This window comes from Streptomyces sp. cf386, assembly GCF_900103585.1.
Classification (GTDB): Bacteria; Actinomycetota; Actinomycetes; order Streptomycetales; family Streptomycetaceae; genus Streptomyces.
The window spans coordinates 343,499-356,608 of record NZ_FNHV01000002.1 but is presented as its reverse complement, the minus strand read 5'-3'; the positions used below and the strand labels follow the sequence as shown (position 1 = coordinate 356,608).

Here is a 13,110-nt window from a genome sequence, read left to right as displayed (position 1 = left end):
CGTCATCGCCCCTTCGGCAGCCCGAGAATCCGCTCGGCCACGATGTTCCGCTGGATCTGCGAGGTGCCGGCCGCGATGGTGTACGACAGCGAGGACAGCCGGTCGAGGACCCACGGCCGGTCGAGGTCGAGGGAGTCCGGCCCCAGTACGTCGGCCGCCGCGTCGTAGAGCTCCTGGCGGGCGTGCGAATACCTCAGTTTGAAAACCGAACCCCCGACGCCCGGCACCCCGCCGGTCAGCTCGGCCTCGCTCACGTTCCACTGCGTCAGCCGCCACAGCGCCCGGAACTCGGCGTTCAGCCGCCCCAGCCTCCGTCGCAGTACCGGTTCGTCCCAGCGCCCGTTCTTGCGTGCCTCACCGGCGAGTTCGCGCAGCACACGCCGGCAGGCGACGACCTCCCCGACGAAGGCCGTGCCGCGTTCGAAGGAGAGGGTCACCATCGTCACGCGCCAGCCGTCGTTCTCGTCCCCGACCCGGTTGGCGACGGGCACCCGTACGTCGTCGAGGAACACCTCGGCGAACTCGGCCGACCCGGCGAGGGTCTTCAGCGGCCGTACGGTGATGCCCGGCGCGTCCATGGGCATGGCCAGCCAGCTGATGCCGCGGTGCTTGGGCGCGGCGGGGTCGGTGCGCACCAACAGCTCGCACCAGTCGGCCACTTCGGCATGGGAGGTCCAGATCTTGGACCCGCTCACCACATAGTCGTCGCCGTCCCTACGCGCGCGCGTGCGCAGCGCCGCGAGGTCGGATCCGGCGTCCGGTTCGCTGAAGCCCTGGCACCAGACCTCGTCCCCGCGCAGGATCGGCGGCAGCCAGCGCGCCCGCTGCTCAGGGGTGCCCTCGGCGGCGATGGTCGGCCCCGCGTGCAGCAGCCCGACGAACCCGGCGCCCACATAGGGCGCGCCCGCCTTCTCGGTCTCTTCGAGGAAGATCAGCCGCATGGTCGGGGACGCGTCCCAGTGGACGTCGGCGTACCCGGCGTCGTACAGCCTGCGTTGCCAGCCGAGGTCGTAGGCGCGGCGCCCCGGCCAGTCGTCGGGGGACGGTTTCGGCGGGAGCGCCGGGAGGGCCTTGCCCAGCCACTTCCGCAATCGCGCCCGGAACTCCTCCTCTTCGGGCGTGTACGTGAGGTTCATCCACCACCTGCCTGACGATCCGTCAGATTCATCCGCAGGCTAGCCCCGCACCCCTGGACCGACAAGGCGCCGAGCCCTACGCTCTCCGCACGATCTGACACATCGTCAGCAAAAGGGGGTTGTCGTGAACGACACCGCACACGCCCTGGGTTCCTCGCGCACGCTCTGGGAACTGGTCGCACGCCGTGCCGAACTGACCCCCGACCGCCCCGTCCTCCTCCAGGACGCCCGCTCGCTGTCCTTCGGCGACCTACGCGCGCGTGCCGAGCGCGTGGCGGCCGGCCTGTACGACATGGGCGTACGCCCCGGCACGGTCGTCGCCTGGCAGCTGCCCACCCGCATCGAGACGGCCCTGCTCTCCTTCGCACTGGCCCGCCTCGGCGCCGTACAGTCGCCGGTCATCCCGTTCTACCGGGACCGCGAAGTCGGCTTCGCGCTGCGGGAGTCGAAGGCGGAGTTCTTCGCCGTGCCGGGCGGGTGGCGGGGCTTCGACCACACCGAGATGGCGCGGCGACTGGGCGCGAAGGGGATCTTCGAGGCGTACGACACCCTGCCGGAGGGCGATCCCGCCGTACTCCCCGCGCCGCCCTCCGAAGGCGCCTCCGTCCGCTGGATCTACTGGACCTCGGGGACGACGTCCGACCCCAAGGGCGTCCTGCACACCGACCGTTCCCTGATCGCGGGCGGCTCGTGCCTGGCGCACGCGCTGCGGCCGAGGGCCGACGACATCGGGTCGATCGCCTTCCCGTACGCGCACATAGGCGGCCCGGACTACATGGTGATGCTTCTGCTGTACGGCTTCCCGGCGGTGATGTTCGAGCAGTTCGCGCTGCCGGAGGCGCTGGCGGCGTTCCGCGGGCAGGGTGTGACGATCGCGGGCGGGTCGACGGCGTTCTACTCGATGTTCCTGGCGGAGCAGCGCCGGCAGCCCGGCGGCGGGAAGGTCGTCCCCTCGCTGCGGCTGCTGGCGGGCGGCGGGGCGCCGAAGCCGCCGGAGCTGTATCACGCGGTGGTGCGCGAGATGGGGGTGCAGCTCACCCACGGGTACGGCATGACCGAGGTGCCGATGATCACGATGGGGGCGCCGGACGACACGGCGGACAACCTGGCGACGACGGAGGGACGGCCGCCGGAGGAAATGGAGATACGGATCGTCGAGGGGGAGGTGCGGCTGCGCGGGGAGGCGGTGTGCCGGGGCTATCTGGACCCGGCACAGACGGCGGCGGCCTTCGACGACGAGGGGTTCCTGCGCACCGGTGACCTCGGGCATCTGACCGACAGCGGACATCTGGTGCTGACCGGCCGGCTCAAGGACGTGATCATCCGCAAGGGCGAGAACATCTCGGCCAAGGAGATCGAGGACCTGCTGCACCGGCACCCGGCGGTCGGGGACGTCGCGGTGATCGGGCTGCCGGACCCGGAGCGCGGGGAACGAGTCTGCGCGGTCGTGGAACAACCGGCCGGCGCCGCCGGGAAGCCGACCCTTGAGGAGCTGACCGCCTACCTGCGCGGGGAAGGGCTGTCGACGCACAAGCTGCCGGAGCAGTTGGAGGTGGTCGACGCCCTTCCGCGCAACGAGACCCTGCGGAAGGTGCTCAAGTACAAGCTCAGGGAGCGCTACTCGGGAACGGTGAAGTAGCGGGCGAACGCGTTCACGATCTCGCTCTCCGCCACCCTGCCGTCGCCGTCCGCGTCGAGCGCGGCGGCGGCGGCCCGGGCGATGTCCTGTGCGACCCCGAGACAGCCGAGCACGCGCGCGGTGTCGGTGACGGTGGCGTATCCGTCACCGTCGGGGTCCGCCACGGCGAGAGCGCCGTGCAGGAAGGGGCGGGCGATCTCCGCGAACCGGTCCGGGTTGTCGCGCAGCCGCTTGACCGCGCCGTTCACGAACTCCTCGCGGGTGATGCGCTGGTCGCCGTCGCGGTCGGCGATCCCGGCCATTCCTTGCCAGAACGCCTCGGCCCCGATGTACAGGGCCTGGCCCTTGTCGGACCGGGCGGTGGTGCCGAACTCCGCGAGCAGCGCCTTGGCCGCCGCGCTGAAGTCCTCCCGGTCGATGTAGCCGTTGCCGTCCTGGTCGAAGGTGGCGAACCGGGCGGCGATCCTGCGCTCGTACTCGCTGCTGACCATGTCTTATCGGGCCGCCTTACGTCACGTGGGGTACCTCTGGGACGGAGCGTACGACGCCGGGGGCCGTCCGGGCGCGGGAAAGGGGCGGTTGTGCCAAGACCGGGGGAATTTTGGGACAACGGTGTGGCACTTCGAGGGGTTCGCGGGGAAAGTGCGCTGCTCGGTCCGCCTCAGGCCGACAGTGGCCCCGCGTCGTCCGCGACCGCCGCCGCGACGTCCGGGTAGACCTCGAACAGCCTGCGCACTCCCAGTGCGCCCAGGACCCGGTTGACGTGCGATCCGTCCGCCGCGCCCTGCGCGGGGAGTATCAGCCGCAGGCTGCCCTGGCAGGAGCGGATCAGCCGGCGGGCGGCGATGAGGACGCCGACCCCGCTGGAGTCGCAGAACAGGACCTCGGAGAGGTCGAGGACGAGGCTGTGGCGCCCCTCGGCCACCACGTCATGGATGTGCTGACGCATCACCGGCGAGGTCACCAGGTCCAGCTCGCCCGACACCTGGAGCACGGCCCAGTCGCCCCGCTCGCCGCCGGTCACTTTCACCGTCACCACCACGCCCCTCGCTCGCCGAACTCGCCGAAACGGAAGCGACTCCTACGCTTCCTTGCAGCGCGGCTGCCCAGCGGCTGTTCCCTGAAACACCCTCCAAGAAACGGTCACCGATCAGAAGAGGCTTGTTTCCATCGCATTCGATCCTGTTCGATCAGGTCTGATCACACGACGTCCGGGTAGCCGAGCGGGTGCGAGGCCCCGGGTCTCCCATCGGAGCCCCCTATCACGAGTGCGAGGTGCGTCACCAGCCATGGCTCTTCAAGGGGCGCACTTTGCGACAAAGGGGCGTGCGCTGTCCGACGTGCCGACTACATTCGGGGAGACGACGGACGCACGCTGGACAGGACGGACCGGTGAGGGGGGCCGTATGGCGAAGAAGGACGCACCGCCCCGCTGGGACCGCAAGATGCAGCAGCGCCTCGCCCGCGGTGAGGCGGCCGCCCTCGGCGAGTTCTACGACCGCTTCGCCTCGCTGGTGCACGGCCTCGCCCACACCGTGCTGGGCGACGAGCGCGCCGCCGACCACCTCACCCGTGACGTCTTCGCCCATGTCTGGCAGCACCCTGAGACCTACGACCCCAAGCAGGGCCCGCTGCGCTCCTGGGTCGCCGCGTTGACCCACCGCCTCGCCGTGCAGCGGCTGCGCGCCACCGAGACCGCCGCCCTCGTCCAGGCCGGCGGCCAGGGCTCCACCGAGGAACTGGAGCGCAAGGTGCGGCACGCCTCGGTCGCCGCCCGCGCCGACTACATCGTCCAGTCGATGCCCGTCCCGCTGCGCGCCGCCCTGGAGCTGGCCTATTTCCAGCGCCGCGACTACCGCCAGACCGCCGCCGACCTCGGCGTCACCGAGGACGAGGCCCGCCGCCGCCTCCGCCTGGGCCTGCAACTGCTCTCCACGGCCCATGACGCCGGAGCCGCGCCGGGGGCGCCGCCGGGGTATGGGGGTGCGGTGTGAACGAGGCGGGACGGTTCGAGGCGTACGACGAGCACGAGGGTCCAGGGGGACACGGAAACAAGGAGGGACGCGGAGGCAAGGAGGGACACGGAGGCCAGGAGGGACACAGGGGTGAGAAGCCATACGAGAACGGCGGCCCCGGCGACACCCCCCGCGGAGCCGACGGGATGAGCAGCGGCAACGGCGACGACCGGCACCCCGCCCCCGAGCCGAGCCCGGACCAGCCGCCCCGCATACCGCTCCCCCGCGCCTCCGTCGAGGACACCGGGCAGCCCCTGCCCGACCTCCGCCCGCAAGACCTCGGGGACCCGGCACCGCGCCCGGCCCCGCTCCTGCTCGAACACCGGGTTCTGAAGTCGCTCCTGGGCGCGTGGGCGCTGGCCGCCTGCTCACCGGACGAGACGGAAGCCGTGGAGGAACACCTCGGCGACTGCGGTTCCTGCGCGGACGAGGCACGGCGGCTGCGCGAGGCCGTCGGCCTGCTGCACCCACCGGAGTCCCTCGACCTGGACCCGTCCCTGCGCACCCGCGTACTGGAGGGCTGCCTGGAGCACCGCCCACCGCGCATCCCGGTGCCCGAGTGGGCGACGGCGTACGACGCCCAGACCGCCCGTCTCGACGCCCTGCTGCAGGACTTCGGCGACGCCGAGTGGCACGCGCCCGTGCGGCTGCGGTGGTTCGAGAAGGACGAGCCGACGAGCCGACGTACGACCGTCGCCGGGGTCATCGCGCATCTGCTGACCGTCGACGGGCTGGTGGCGATCGCGCTGGGCCTGGAGGACCCGCTGGGCGACGTGGCCGCGGACCACCCGACGCCGTCCGCGCGCACCGAGGCGTACTGGCGGGCCTCGCACTACCCGCCGACGCGCGCCGTACGGGCCCCGTGGCGCGAGCAGACCCACGACCTGGTCCGCACGGCGTCCTTCACGGGCGGCGGCACGGGCAGACTGTCGGTGCCGTACGGCGACTTCGAACTGCCGCTGCACGACGCGATGCTGGACCGCGCCTTCGAGTGCTGGGTGCACGCGGAGGACATCGCCGAGGCGGTGGACTACCCGTACGAGCCGCCGTCCGGCCGCGACCTGCACAGCATGGTCGACCTGGCCGCCCGCATGCTCCCCACGGTCCTCGCCGCCCGCCGCCGAGCGGGCCTCGCGACGCCGCCTCCCGGCCCGCATCGGCACCTTGTCCCTGCGGGGGAACCGGGCCGGAGTCTGCGGCTGGAGATCGAGGGCTCGGGTGGTGGTGAGTGGCTGATTCCCCTGGACTCTCCGGCGGCGGTGGGCTCCGCGGAGCATGAGGTGGCGCATGTCGCCCTGGACGGCGGGGAGTTCTGCCGCCTGGCCGCGGGGCATGTGTCTCCGACGGATGCGGCGGCTGGGCAGGTGGGTGATCGGGAGGCGATCAGGGATGTGCTGTTCGCGGCGGCGAGCTTGAGCCGGATGTAGGGGTGGGTTGCGTTTTCGAGGGCGGCTGCGGGTGAGTGGGGGCTGGTCGCGCCCACGCGGCGGAGCCGCAAATCGCTACAGCCCCGCGCCCTTTGAATACGTTCAGCGGATGTGCCTTTAGGGGCGCGGGGAACTGCGCGAGCAACCACGAACCACCCGCAGCCGCCCGACGACAGATGAACCCGAGCTCCTAGGCGAACACAACCGTCCGCCGCCCATTCGGCAGAATCCGCCGCTCGGCATGCCACTTCACCGCACGAGCCAGCGCCTGGCACTCCACATCCCGCCCGATCGCCACCAGCTGATCCGGCGTGACGTCATGCCCCACCCGCTCGACCTCCTGCTCGATGATCGGCCCCTCATCGAGATCAGCGGTGACGTAGTGAGCCGTGGCGCCGATCAGCTTGACACCCCTGGCGTGAGCCTGGTGGTACGGCTTCGCGCCCTTGAAGCTCGGCAGGAAGGAGTGGTGGATGTTGATGATCCGCCCGCTCAGCTGCTTGCACAGGTCGTCCGAGAGGACCTGCATGTAGCGGGCCAGCACGACCAGCTCCACACCCTCCTCGCGCACGAGCTCCAGCAGCTGCGCCTCGGCCTCGGACTTGTTGTCCTTGGTCACGGGGATGTGGTGGAAGGGGATGTCGTACGACCCCACGAGCTCGGCGAAGTCGGTGTGGTTGGACACCACGGCGGCGATCTCCACCGGCAGCGCGCCGATGCTGGCGCGGAACAACAGGTCGTTCAGGCAGTGCCCGAACTTGCTGACCATCAGCAGGACCCGCATCTTCTCCTCGGCCCGGTGGATCTGCCAGTCCATCTGGAAGGAGTCACCGATCGCCGCGAAGCTCGCCCGCAGCTTGTCCAGCGTCACCGGCGCCTCCGCCGAGAAGTGGACGCGCATGAAGAACAGTCCGGTGTCGTGGTCGCCGAACTGCTGGCTGTCCTCGATGTTGCAGCCGGTCATGAAGAGGTAGCTCGACACGGCGTGCACGATGCCCTGCTTGTCGGGGCAGGACAGGATGAGGACGTACTGGTCGGCGGGGACCGCGGCTCGGGTGGACTGCTCGTTCATGCAGCACAGGGTCCCATATCCGACCCCCTCGGCGGACAGTCGTCCCGTTACGCGGACCGCGTCATGATCCGCAGCACCTCGAGTGTGCGCGGCGGGGTGTCCGGTTCCTCGCCGTCGGCCATGGCCATCCGGACATGCGCGTCCCGCGCCGCCCGCACCGCCTCCGGCCACCCCTGGTGCTCCATGTACGCGGAGACCGGCGCGTCCGGGCCGACCTGGTGCATGATCCTCAGTACCCGCAGCACGGCGGTGTCGACGAGCGCCGCCTCCTGCGAGTCCCGGAATATCGTTCCGACGTATTTCTCCGCGGACCAGTTGTCCAGCCAGGTGTCCTCGACCAGGCGGTAGACGGCGTCCGTGACGTCGCCGTATCCGTCGACGCCGGCCAGCCAGACGTCGCGCTGGAACACCTGGTCGGAGAGCATGTGCAGCGCGGAGCGCACATTGCTGCGCCAGCGCCACCACGGCATGTCGTTGAGTGGCATGCCGCCCATGGTGGATGAGCGACGGCCGCGACGGGAAGAGCTATCCGTACCTTGCACGGTCATCGATCGTACGTTCTCCTTCACAGGCGCCTCACCGGCCCCTGTAATTCACCTTCTGGTCACCCGTTGCTCACCATGGGTCACGCCTGGGTTTGTTGTGTGGCGGAATCGTGCGTGTCCATGACCGGCAGGCCACGCATGCGCAGCACCGCCCTCCCCGCGATCACCAAGCGGCCCGCAAGAGCCACGGCTCGCTCTGCGGCCGCCTTGGTGGCGTGTGCGTCGCTCGCCGTCGGATGCGGGGTCATCCCCGGTACCACGGGGGGTTCCGGGGATGACTCGATCACTGTCATGACCTGGGCCCCGGAGAACACCAAAGCCACCAACAAGCCCGGTATGCCCGCCTTCGCGCAGGCGTACGCCCGCTGGATCAACGCCCACGGCGGCCTGGGCGGCCGCAAGCTGAAGGTCCTCACCTGCGACGACCACAACGACAGCGTGGCCGCGGCGAAGTGCGCCGACCGCGCGATCGAGGAGAACGTCGTCGCGGTCATCGGCTCCTACAGCCAGTACGGCGACAGCTTCCTGCCCGCGCTGGAGGGCGCCGGCATCCCGTACATAGGCGGCTACGGCGTCACCAACGCCGAGTTCACCAGCCCCCTCTCCTACCCCGTCAACGGCGGCCAGCCCACCCTCCTGGCGGGCCTCGGCAAGGAGCTGGCCGGCCGGTGCGGCCCCGTCGCCCTGGTACGCCCCGACAGCATCGCGGGCGACGAACTGCCGCCCCTGCTCAACTCCGGCCTCAGGGCGGGCGGGCACACCGTCGCGGGCGACCAGCTGGCCGAGGAGGACGCCACCGAGTACGGGACCCAGTCGGTGCAGGCCCTGGCCTATGCCGCCGACGACCTGTCGGACACGGGCTGCGTGGTGCCCGCCCTCGGCGACCGCAACAGCACCTTCATGGACTCCTTCCGGCGGTCCCGCGAGAACTACCCCGACGTGCGCACCGCCACCGTGCTGGGCAGCGTCGACCAGACCGTGATCAACGCGACCGGCGGGGCGTCGAGCCCGTACGAGGGGTCGTACATCACCGGCTGGTACCCCGTGGCGAGCGATCCGCGCTGGGACGCCATGAAGAAGGTGATCAGCGAGCAGGCCTTCGGCGACAACCGCATCGATCCCGCGGACGCCGGCGTGCAGACCACCTGGATCGCGTACACGGTGTTCAAGAAGGTCGTCGAGTCGCTGGACGGCGGCGAGGTGAACGCCGACTCCGTGCGGGAGGCCCTGAACGACGGCCTGAAGATCTCCACGGGCGGACTGACCCCCACCCTGCAGTGGAAGTTCCAGGACGTCCTGGCCTCCGTCGGCTTCCCCCGTCTGGTCAACCGCAAGGTGACCCTTCAGGTCGTGCGGGACGGCCGGCTGGTGGCGGCCCGCAAGGGCTTCATCGACGTGACGAAGACCCTGCAGAACGCCGACCTGAACTGACCGCCCGGGCAGGGCCCGGGCCCTGCCCTACAGCTGGGTCGGCTGGCGCTCCGTCAGGCCGTACTTCTTGGCGATCGTGTTCCACAGCTGCGCCGCCGTCTTCTTCTGCTCGCTGGCGGTGCCGCTGGCACGGTTGCCGGCCTGGGTCTGGCCGGTGGAGCGGGCCTGGCCCTTCCTGCACAGCTTCTTGTTGCCGGCGACCTGATCGGCCCACGCCGCGTAATGGTTGTCGGCGGACGCCGACGCCTGCCATGCCTTGGTGAGCGCGGTGGTCAGCTCGGTGTGGTTCGGGAGCTGGTCGACTTCGATCTTGGACAGGTCGGTGACCAGCTGGTTGCGCTGCCCGGCCGCGCTCCGCAGGTCCTTGGCGGCCTGCGCGAGGTTTCCGCAGGACTTCACGTCGGCCACCGCGTTGATCACGGCGGTACGGCTGTCCCCGCTGTCGGCGAGGAGCTTGTCCAGGGCGATCGCCTGCTGCTCGGCCGGGTCGGCGGACGGCGAGGGGGAACCCTCCGTCGCCGGTGCCGTGGCCGCGGCGGGCCTGTTCTCGTCGCTCTTCTTGTCGTCGTCGCCCCCGCCGGCGAGCAGCGCGCCCGCGCCGATGCCGAGCACGGCGATACCGACGCCGACGGCGGCGATGAGCGGCAGCCGCGAGCCCGTACGACCGCCCCGGCCGCCGTCGTCACCGCCCGGGCCGTAGGGGCTGTGCGGGTCGTTCGGGCCGGGCGGGAAGTACGCCCCGCCCTGCGGCTGCGGCCCCGGCTGCTGGAAGCGGGGCAGCTGCTGGGTGGCCGCGGCCGGGGGCTCGCCGCCCGGCTCACTGCGGAAGAGGTTGTCGAAGTCGGAGAGCGGCTGCCGCTGCGCACCGCCGTGCGGCACCCCGCCCGCCTGACCGGGCACCGGCGGGATGTACCGCGTGGCCTCGGCGTCGGGCCCGGACGAGGGCGGCATCGGCCCGGCACCGGCCGCGGGACCGGCACCGCCGCCCGGCCGGACCCGCCCCAGAATCTGGGTGCTCTCATGGGACACCTCGGGCGGCAGCGCGCCCGGCCCCACCGGCGGTATGTACTGCGTCGCGCCCTCGAACGCGGAGGGCGCGCCGGGCGCGCCGACGGGCGGTATGAAGCGGGTGGCCTGGTCGTCCGCGCCCGAAGGGGCTGCGCTGACCGGCGGTATGTACTGAGTGGCGCCTTCGTCGGCCGGAGGCAACGGAGCCCCGAAGCCACCGGCCCCGGCACCGGCGTGCGGGAGCAGCGCGTCGGAGGCGCCGTGCGCGGCGGGCGGCAGCGGCGGATTGGAGCCACCGTGCGGGGGCGGCAGCAGCGCGCCCTGGCCGCCCTGCTGGGCAGGCGGCAACGCACCACCGGGGCCGGGAACGCCGTACGTCTCCCCACCTGCGGGCGGCAGCGGCACACCCCCGCCCGGAGCCCCGTACGCCTGCCCACCCGCGGGCGGCAGCGGCGCCGACGACGGACCGCTCTGCCCGTACGGCGGCTGCGGCGCGGGCATCGACGGACCGGCCGGGTCGCCGTGCCCGTACGCCGGCATGCTCGGCGGCGCGCTCTGGACACCCTGCACGCCCCCGCCGTACGCCCCGCCCTCCGGCGGCAGCGGCTGCGTCGGTATGCCCCCGGCGCCCTCCGGCGCCGCGCCCCACGGGGACGGGGCCGGTGCCTGCGCCTGGTACTGCTGTTCCTGCCCGCCCCAGGGCTGACCGGGCTGCGCCCCCCAGGCCTGGCCCGGCGCGGCCGGCTGCGGGGTCGGGGGCTGGTCCGGGCCCCACGGGGTGCCCCAGGCCTGGCCACCGGGCGGTGCCGAGGGCGGCGGTGCCGTCGGCGGCGTCGCCGGTATCGGCGTGGGCTGGCCCGTCATGCCCGGCAGCAGCGGCTCACCGCCGTCTGAGGGCAGCACGATGCCTTCGCGCGCTTGCCGCGCCGAGGGCTCCTCGCCCTGTCCACTCTGCGTCACCGGGACTCCTACGAATGGGGGACCTTCGGAATCGTCGGCTCACGCTACCGGGTCCTCCGTTCCGGCTGCTACGCGGCCAAGGACGTGACCTGCGTCCCTGTGACCGCGGTAACAGCAACGGCCCCCAATCCGCCGTTAAGGCCCTCCCTTCACGCCACTGCCTTCATTTCCCTGCCGTTCACGCCGTCGTACCCCCTGGTTTCATGCCGCGGCCTGAAGGTCCAGCCGCGCCCCGAACTCCCTTACCACCGGCTCGTCCCGGAACGGCTCCAGCCGCTGCTGGAAGTCCTCCAGGTACTCGGCGCCCCGGTTGGAGCGGAGCGTCTCCAGGAGTTCGACGGCTTTCAGCCCGGTGTGGCAGGCCTGTTCGACCTCGCGCTGCTGGACCTGTGCTGTGGCGAGCAGCACATAGCCGATCGCCCGGCGCCGCGCCTTGGTCTCCGGGAGCCCGGCCAGCGACTCCTCCGCGCGCCGCGCCGCCGCCTCGGCCTGGCCGAGGTCGCGGTGGCAGTGGGCCAACTCGTCGGCGAGATAGGCCTCGTCGAAGTGCGCGATCCACGCCGGGTCGTCGCCGGACTCCGGCTCCGCCGTCTCCAGCGCGGTCACGGCCCGCCCGGACGCCACCTGGGCGGCCCGCGCGTCCCCCATCAACGCATGCCCTCGGGCCTCGGCGGCGTAGAACATCGCCTCCGCGCGCGGTGTCACGCGCCCCCGCGCCCCTTCCTGCGCCGCCCGTGCCAACTGCGCGATCTCGCGCGGGTTCCCGAGCTGCGCGGCGAGGTGGCTCATGGAAGCGGCCAGCACATACCCGCCGTACCCCCGGTCGCCCGCCGCCTGCGCCAGCCGCAACGCCTGGATGTAGTACCGCTGGGCGAGCCCCGGCTGCCCGGTGTCGACGGCCATGTACCCGGCGAGCTCGGTCAACCGCGCGACGGCGGCGAAGAGTTCCCGCCCGATCGCCTCCCGGTACGACCCGGCGAGCAGCCCGGACACGACACTGTTCAGGTAGTGCACGACGACCGGCCGCACATGCCCGCTGCCGTACTGATGATCAAGGTCTACGAGCGCCTGCGTCATCGCGCGCACGGCCGCCACGTCGGACTGCCCCACCCGCGGCCCCGCCGAGCGCGACACCTGCGAGTCGGGCGACGAGATCAGCCAGTCCCGGCTGGGCTCGACCAGCGCGGACGCGGCGACGGACGAGCCGGACAGGAAGTCCCGCCGCCCGACGTCGCTGCGCCACAGCTCGCAGACCTGCTCGATGGCCCCCAGTACAGTCGGCGAGAACTGGAGACCGACGCCGGACGCGAGATTCTTGCCGTTGGCCATACCGATCTCGTCGATCGTGACCGTACGGCCCAGCTTGCGGCCGAGCGCCTCCGCGATGATCGCGGGCGCCCGCCCCCGCGGCTGCTGTCCACGCAGCCAGCGCGCCACGGACGTCTTGTCGTAGCGCAGATCGAGGCCGTGCTCGGCGCCGCACATATTGACCCGGCGGGCCAGCCCTGCGTTCGAGCAGCCCGCTTCCTGGATGAGCGCCTGCAGCCGTTCGTTCGGCTGTCGCGCGACGAGAGGCCTTGCGGCCATGGCGTACCCCCTGTGGCTGCGGTGCCTGCCCACGCACCGAGTTGACGTTCTTCCACCGGCCGACTCCGGCCCGGGGCACCGGCAGTGCACCGAAAGGAACCGGCCGTGAAGATCAATGCCCCGTCGACATACCGAAAATGCGAGGCTTGCGAGGATTGCCGGGGTAAAGGCGGAACCCGACCCCACAGTTGGCTACCCAGCTCGGACCATGGATCCTCCTGCGCGCCCCCACACATGCACCCATGCGCCCCAAATGAGGAATCAATGCTCCTCCCCCGCGCGCGCGACGC

General features: G+C 71.7%; 11 protein-coding genes. 4 read left to right on the top strand and 7 right to left on the bottom strand.

The genetic code is table 11. The features are described from left to right. Positions 1 to 2: 2 nt before the first annotated feature. Positions 3 to 1,136: an acyl-CoA dehydrogenase family protein gene (locus BLU79_RS05820; RefSeq protein ID WP_093904513.1), complete on the bottom strand. Its 1,134-nt coding sequence runs from the start codon at positions 1,134 to 1,136 to the stop codon at positions 3 to 5. Between the two features lie 124 nt (positions 1,137 to 1,260). On the opposite strand from BLU79_RS05820, the gene BLU79_RS05815 reads away from it, so the two are divergent. Beyond that, positions 1,261 to 2,775: a class I adenylate-forming enzyme family protein gene (locus tag BLU79_RS05815; protein WP_093904512.1), complete on the top strand. Its 1,515-nt coding sequence runs from the start codon at positions 1,261 to 1,263 to the stop codon at positions 2,773 to 2,775. Here the strand turns inward: BLU79_RS05815 and BLU79_RS05810 are convergent. Both BLU79_RS05810 and BLU79_RS05805 read right to left on the bottom strand, forming a co-directional pair. After that, the gene (locus tag BLU79_RS05810; RefSeq protein WP_093904511.1) at positions 2,754 to 3,266 is read right to left on the bottom strand and encodes an EF-hand domain-containing protein; all 513 of its coding nucleotides are present in this window, start codon (positions 3,264 to 3,266) and stop codon (positions 2,754 to 2,756) included. The two genes, BLU79_RS05815 and BLU79_RS05810, sit on opposite strands and share 22 nt — an antisense overlap. 170 nt (positions 3,267 to 3,436) lie before the next feature. Further along, positions 3,437 to 3,817 (bottom strand): STAS domain-containing protein, encoded by a 381-nt coding sequence (locus BLU79_RS05805; RefSeq protein WP_093904510.1) that lies wholly within the window; start codon positions 3,815 to 3,817, stop codon positions 3,437 to 3,439. A 364-nt stretch (positions 3,818 to 4,181) separates the two neighbouring features. Between BLU79_RS05805 and BLU79_RS05800 the strand changes: the two genes are divergently transcribed. Both BLU79_RS05800 and BLU79_RS05795 read left to right on the top strand, forming a co-directional pair. Continuing rightward, positions 4,182 to 4,769: a sigma-70 family RNA polymerase sigma factor gene (locus tag BLU79_RS05800; RefSeq protein WP_093904509.1), complete on the top strand. Its 588-nt coding sequence runs from the start codon at positions 4,182 to 4,184 to the stop codon at positions 4,767 to 4,769. A gap of 167 nt (positions 4,770 to 4,936) precedes the next feature. Further along, entirely contained in the window at positions 4,937 to 6,217 is a 1,281-nt protein-coding gene (locus BLU79_RS05795) for a zf-HC2 domain-containing protein (RefSeq protein WP_093904900.1), read from the top strand. A gap of 190 nt (positions 6,218 to 6,407) precedes the next feature. On the opposite strand, the gene purU is transcribed toward BLU79_RS05795, so the two are convergent. Beyond that, positions 6,408 to 7,289: a formyltetrahydrofolate deformylase gene (purU, locus tag BLU79_RS05790; RefSeq protein WP_093904508.1), complete on the bottom strand. Its 882-nt coding sequence runs from the start codon at positions 7,287 to 7,289 to the stop codon at positions 6,408 to 6,410. A gap of 47 nt (positions 7,290 to 7,336) precedes the next feature. After that, entirely contained in the window at positions 7,337 to 7,837 is a 501-nt protein-coding gene (locus tag BLU79_RS05785; protein ID WP_093904507.1) for an SCO4402 family protein, read from the bottom strand. 117 nt (positions 7,838 to 7,954) lie between these two features. Between BLU79_RS05785 and BLU79_RS05780 the strand changes: the two genes are divergently transcribed. Then, positions 7,955 to 9,265, top strand: a complete 1,311-nt coding sequence (locus tag BLU79_RS05780) for an ABC transporter substrate-binding protein (RefSeq protein ID WP_093904506.1) — start codon at positions 7,955 to 7,957, stop codon at positions 9,263 to 9,265. Between the two features lie 27 nt (positions 9,266 to 9,292). On the opposite strand, the gene BLU79_RS05775 is transcribed toward BLU79_RS05780, so the two are convergent. Together BLU79_RS05775 and BLU79_RS05770 are read right to left on the bottom strand one after the other, a co-directional pair. Continuing rightward, on the bottom strand, positions 9,293 to 11,233 hold the full coding sequence (locus BLU79_RS05775) for a hypothetical protein (protein ID WP_093904505.1): 1,941 nt from the start codon (positions 11,231 to 11,233) through the stop codon (positions 9,293 to 9,295). A 201-nt stretch (positions 11,234 to 11,434) separates the two neighbouring features. Continuing rightward, positions 11,435 to 12,820 carry an NsdA family TPR-like regulatory protein gene (locus BLU79_RS05770; RefSeq protein WP_093904504.1) on the bottom strand — a complete coding sequence of 462 codons (1,386 nt, stop codon included), beginning with the start codon at positions 12,818 to 12,820 and terminating at the stop codon, positions 11,435 to 11,437. Positions 12,821 to 13,110 lie beyond the last annotated feature (290 nt).

Coding starts and splice junctions, on each gene's coding strand:
- BLU79_RS05770 (WP_093904504.1), bottom strand. CDS start 12,820: ATGGCCGCAAGGCCTCTCGTCGCGCGACAGCCGAACGAACGGCTGCAG.
- purU (WP_093904508.1), bottom strand. CDS start 7,289: ATGAACGAGCAGTCCACCCGAGCCGCGGTCCCCGCCGACCAGTACGTC.
- BLU79_RS05810 (WP_093904511.1), bottom strand. CDS start 3,266: ATGGTCAGCAGCGAGTACGAGCGCAGGATCGCCGCCCGGTTCGCCACC.
- BLU79_RS05800 (WP_093904509.1), top strand. CDS start 4,182: ATGGCGAAGAAGGACGCACCGCCCCGCTGGGACCGCAAGATGCAGCAG.
- BLU79_RS05820 (WP_093904513.1), bottom strand. CDS start 1,136: ATGAACCTCACGTACACGCCCGAAGAGGAGGAGTTCCGGGCGCGATTG.
- BLU79_RS05785 (WP_093904507.1), bottom strand. CDS start 7,837: ATGACCGTGCAAGGTACGGATAGCTCTTCCCGTCGCGGCCGTCGCTCA.
- BLU79_RS05780 (WP_093904506.1), top strand. CDS start 7,955: ATGACCGGCAGGCCACGCATGCGCAGCACCGCCCTCCCCGCGATCACC.
- BLU79_RS05795 (WP_093904900.1), top strand. CDS start 4,937: ATGAGCAGCGGCAACGGCGACGACCGGCACCCCGCCCCCGAGCCGAGC.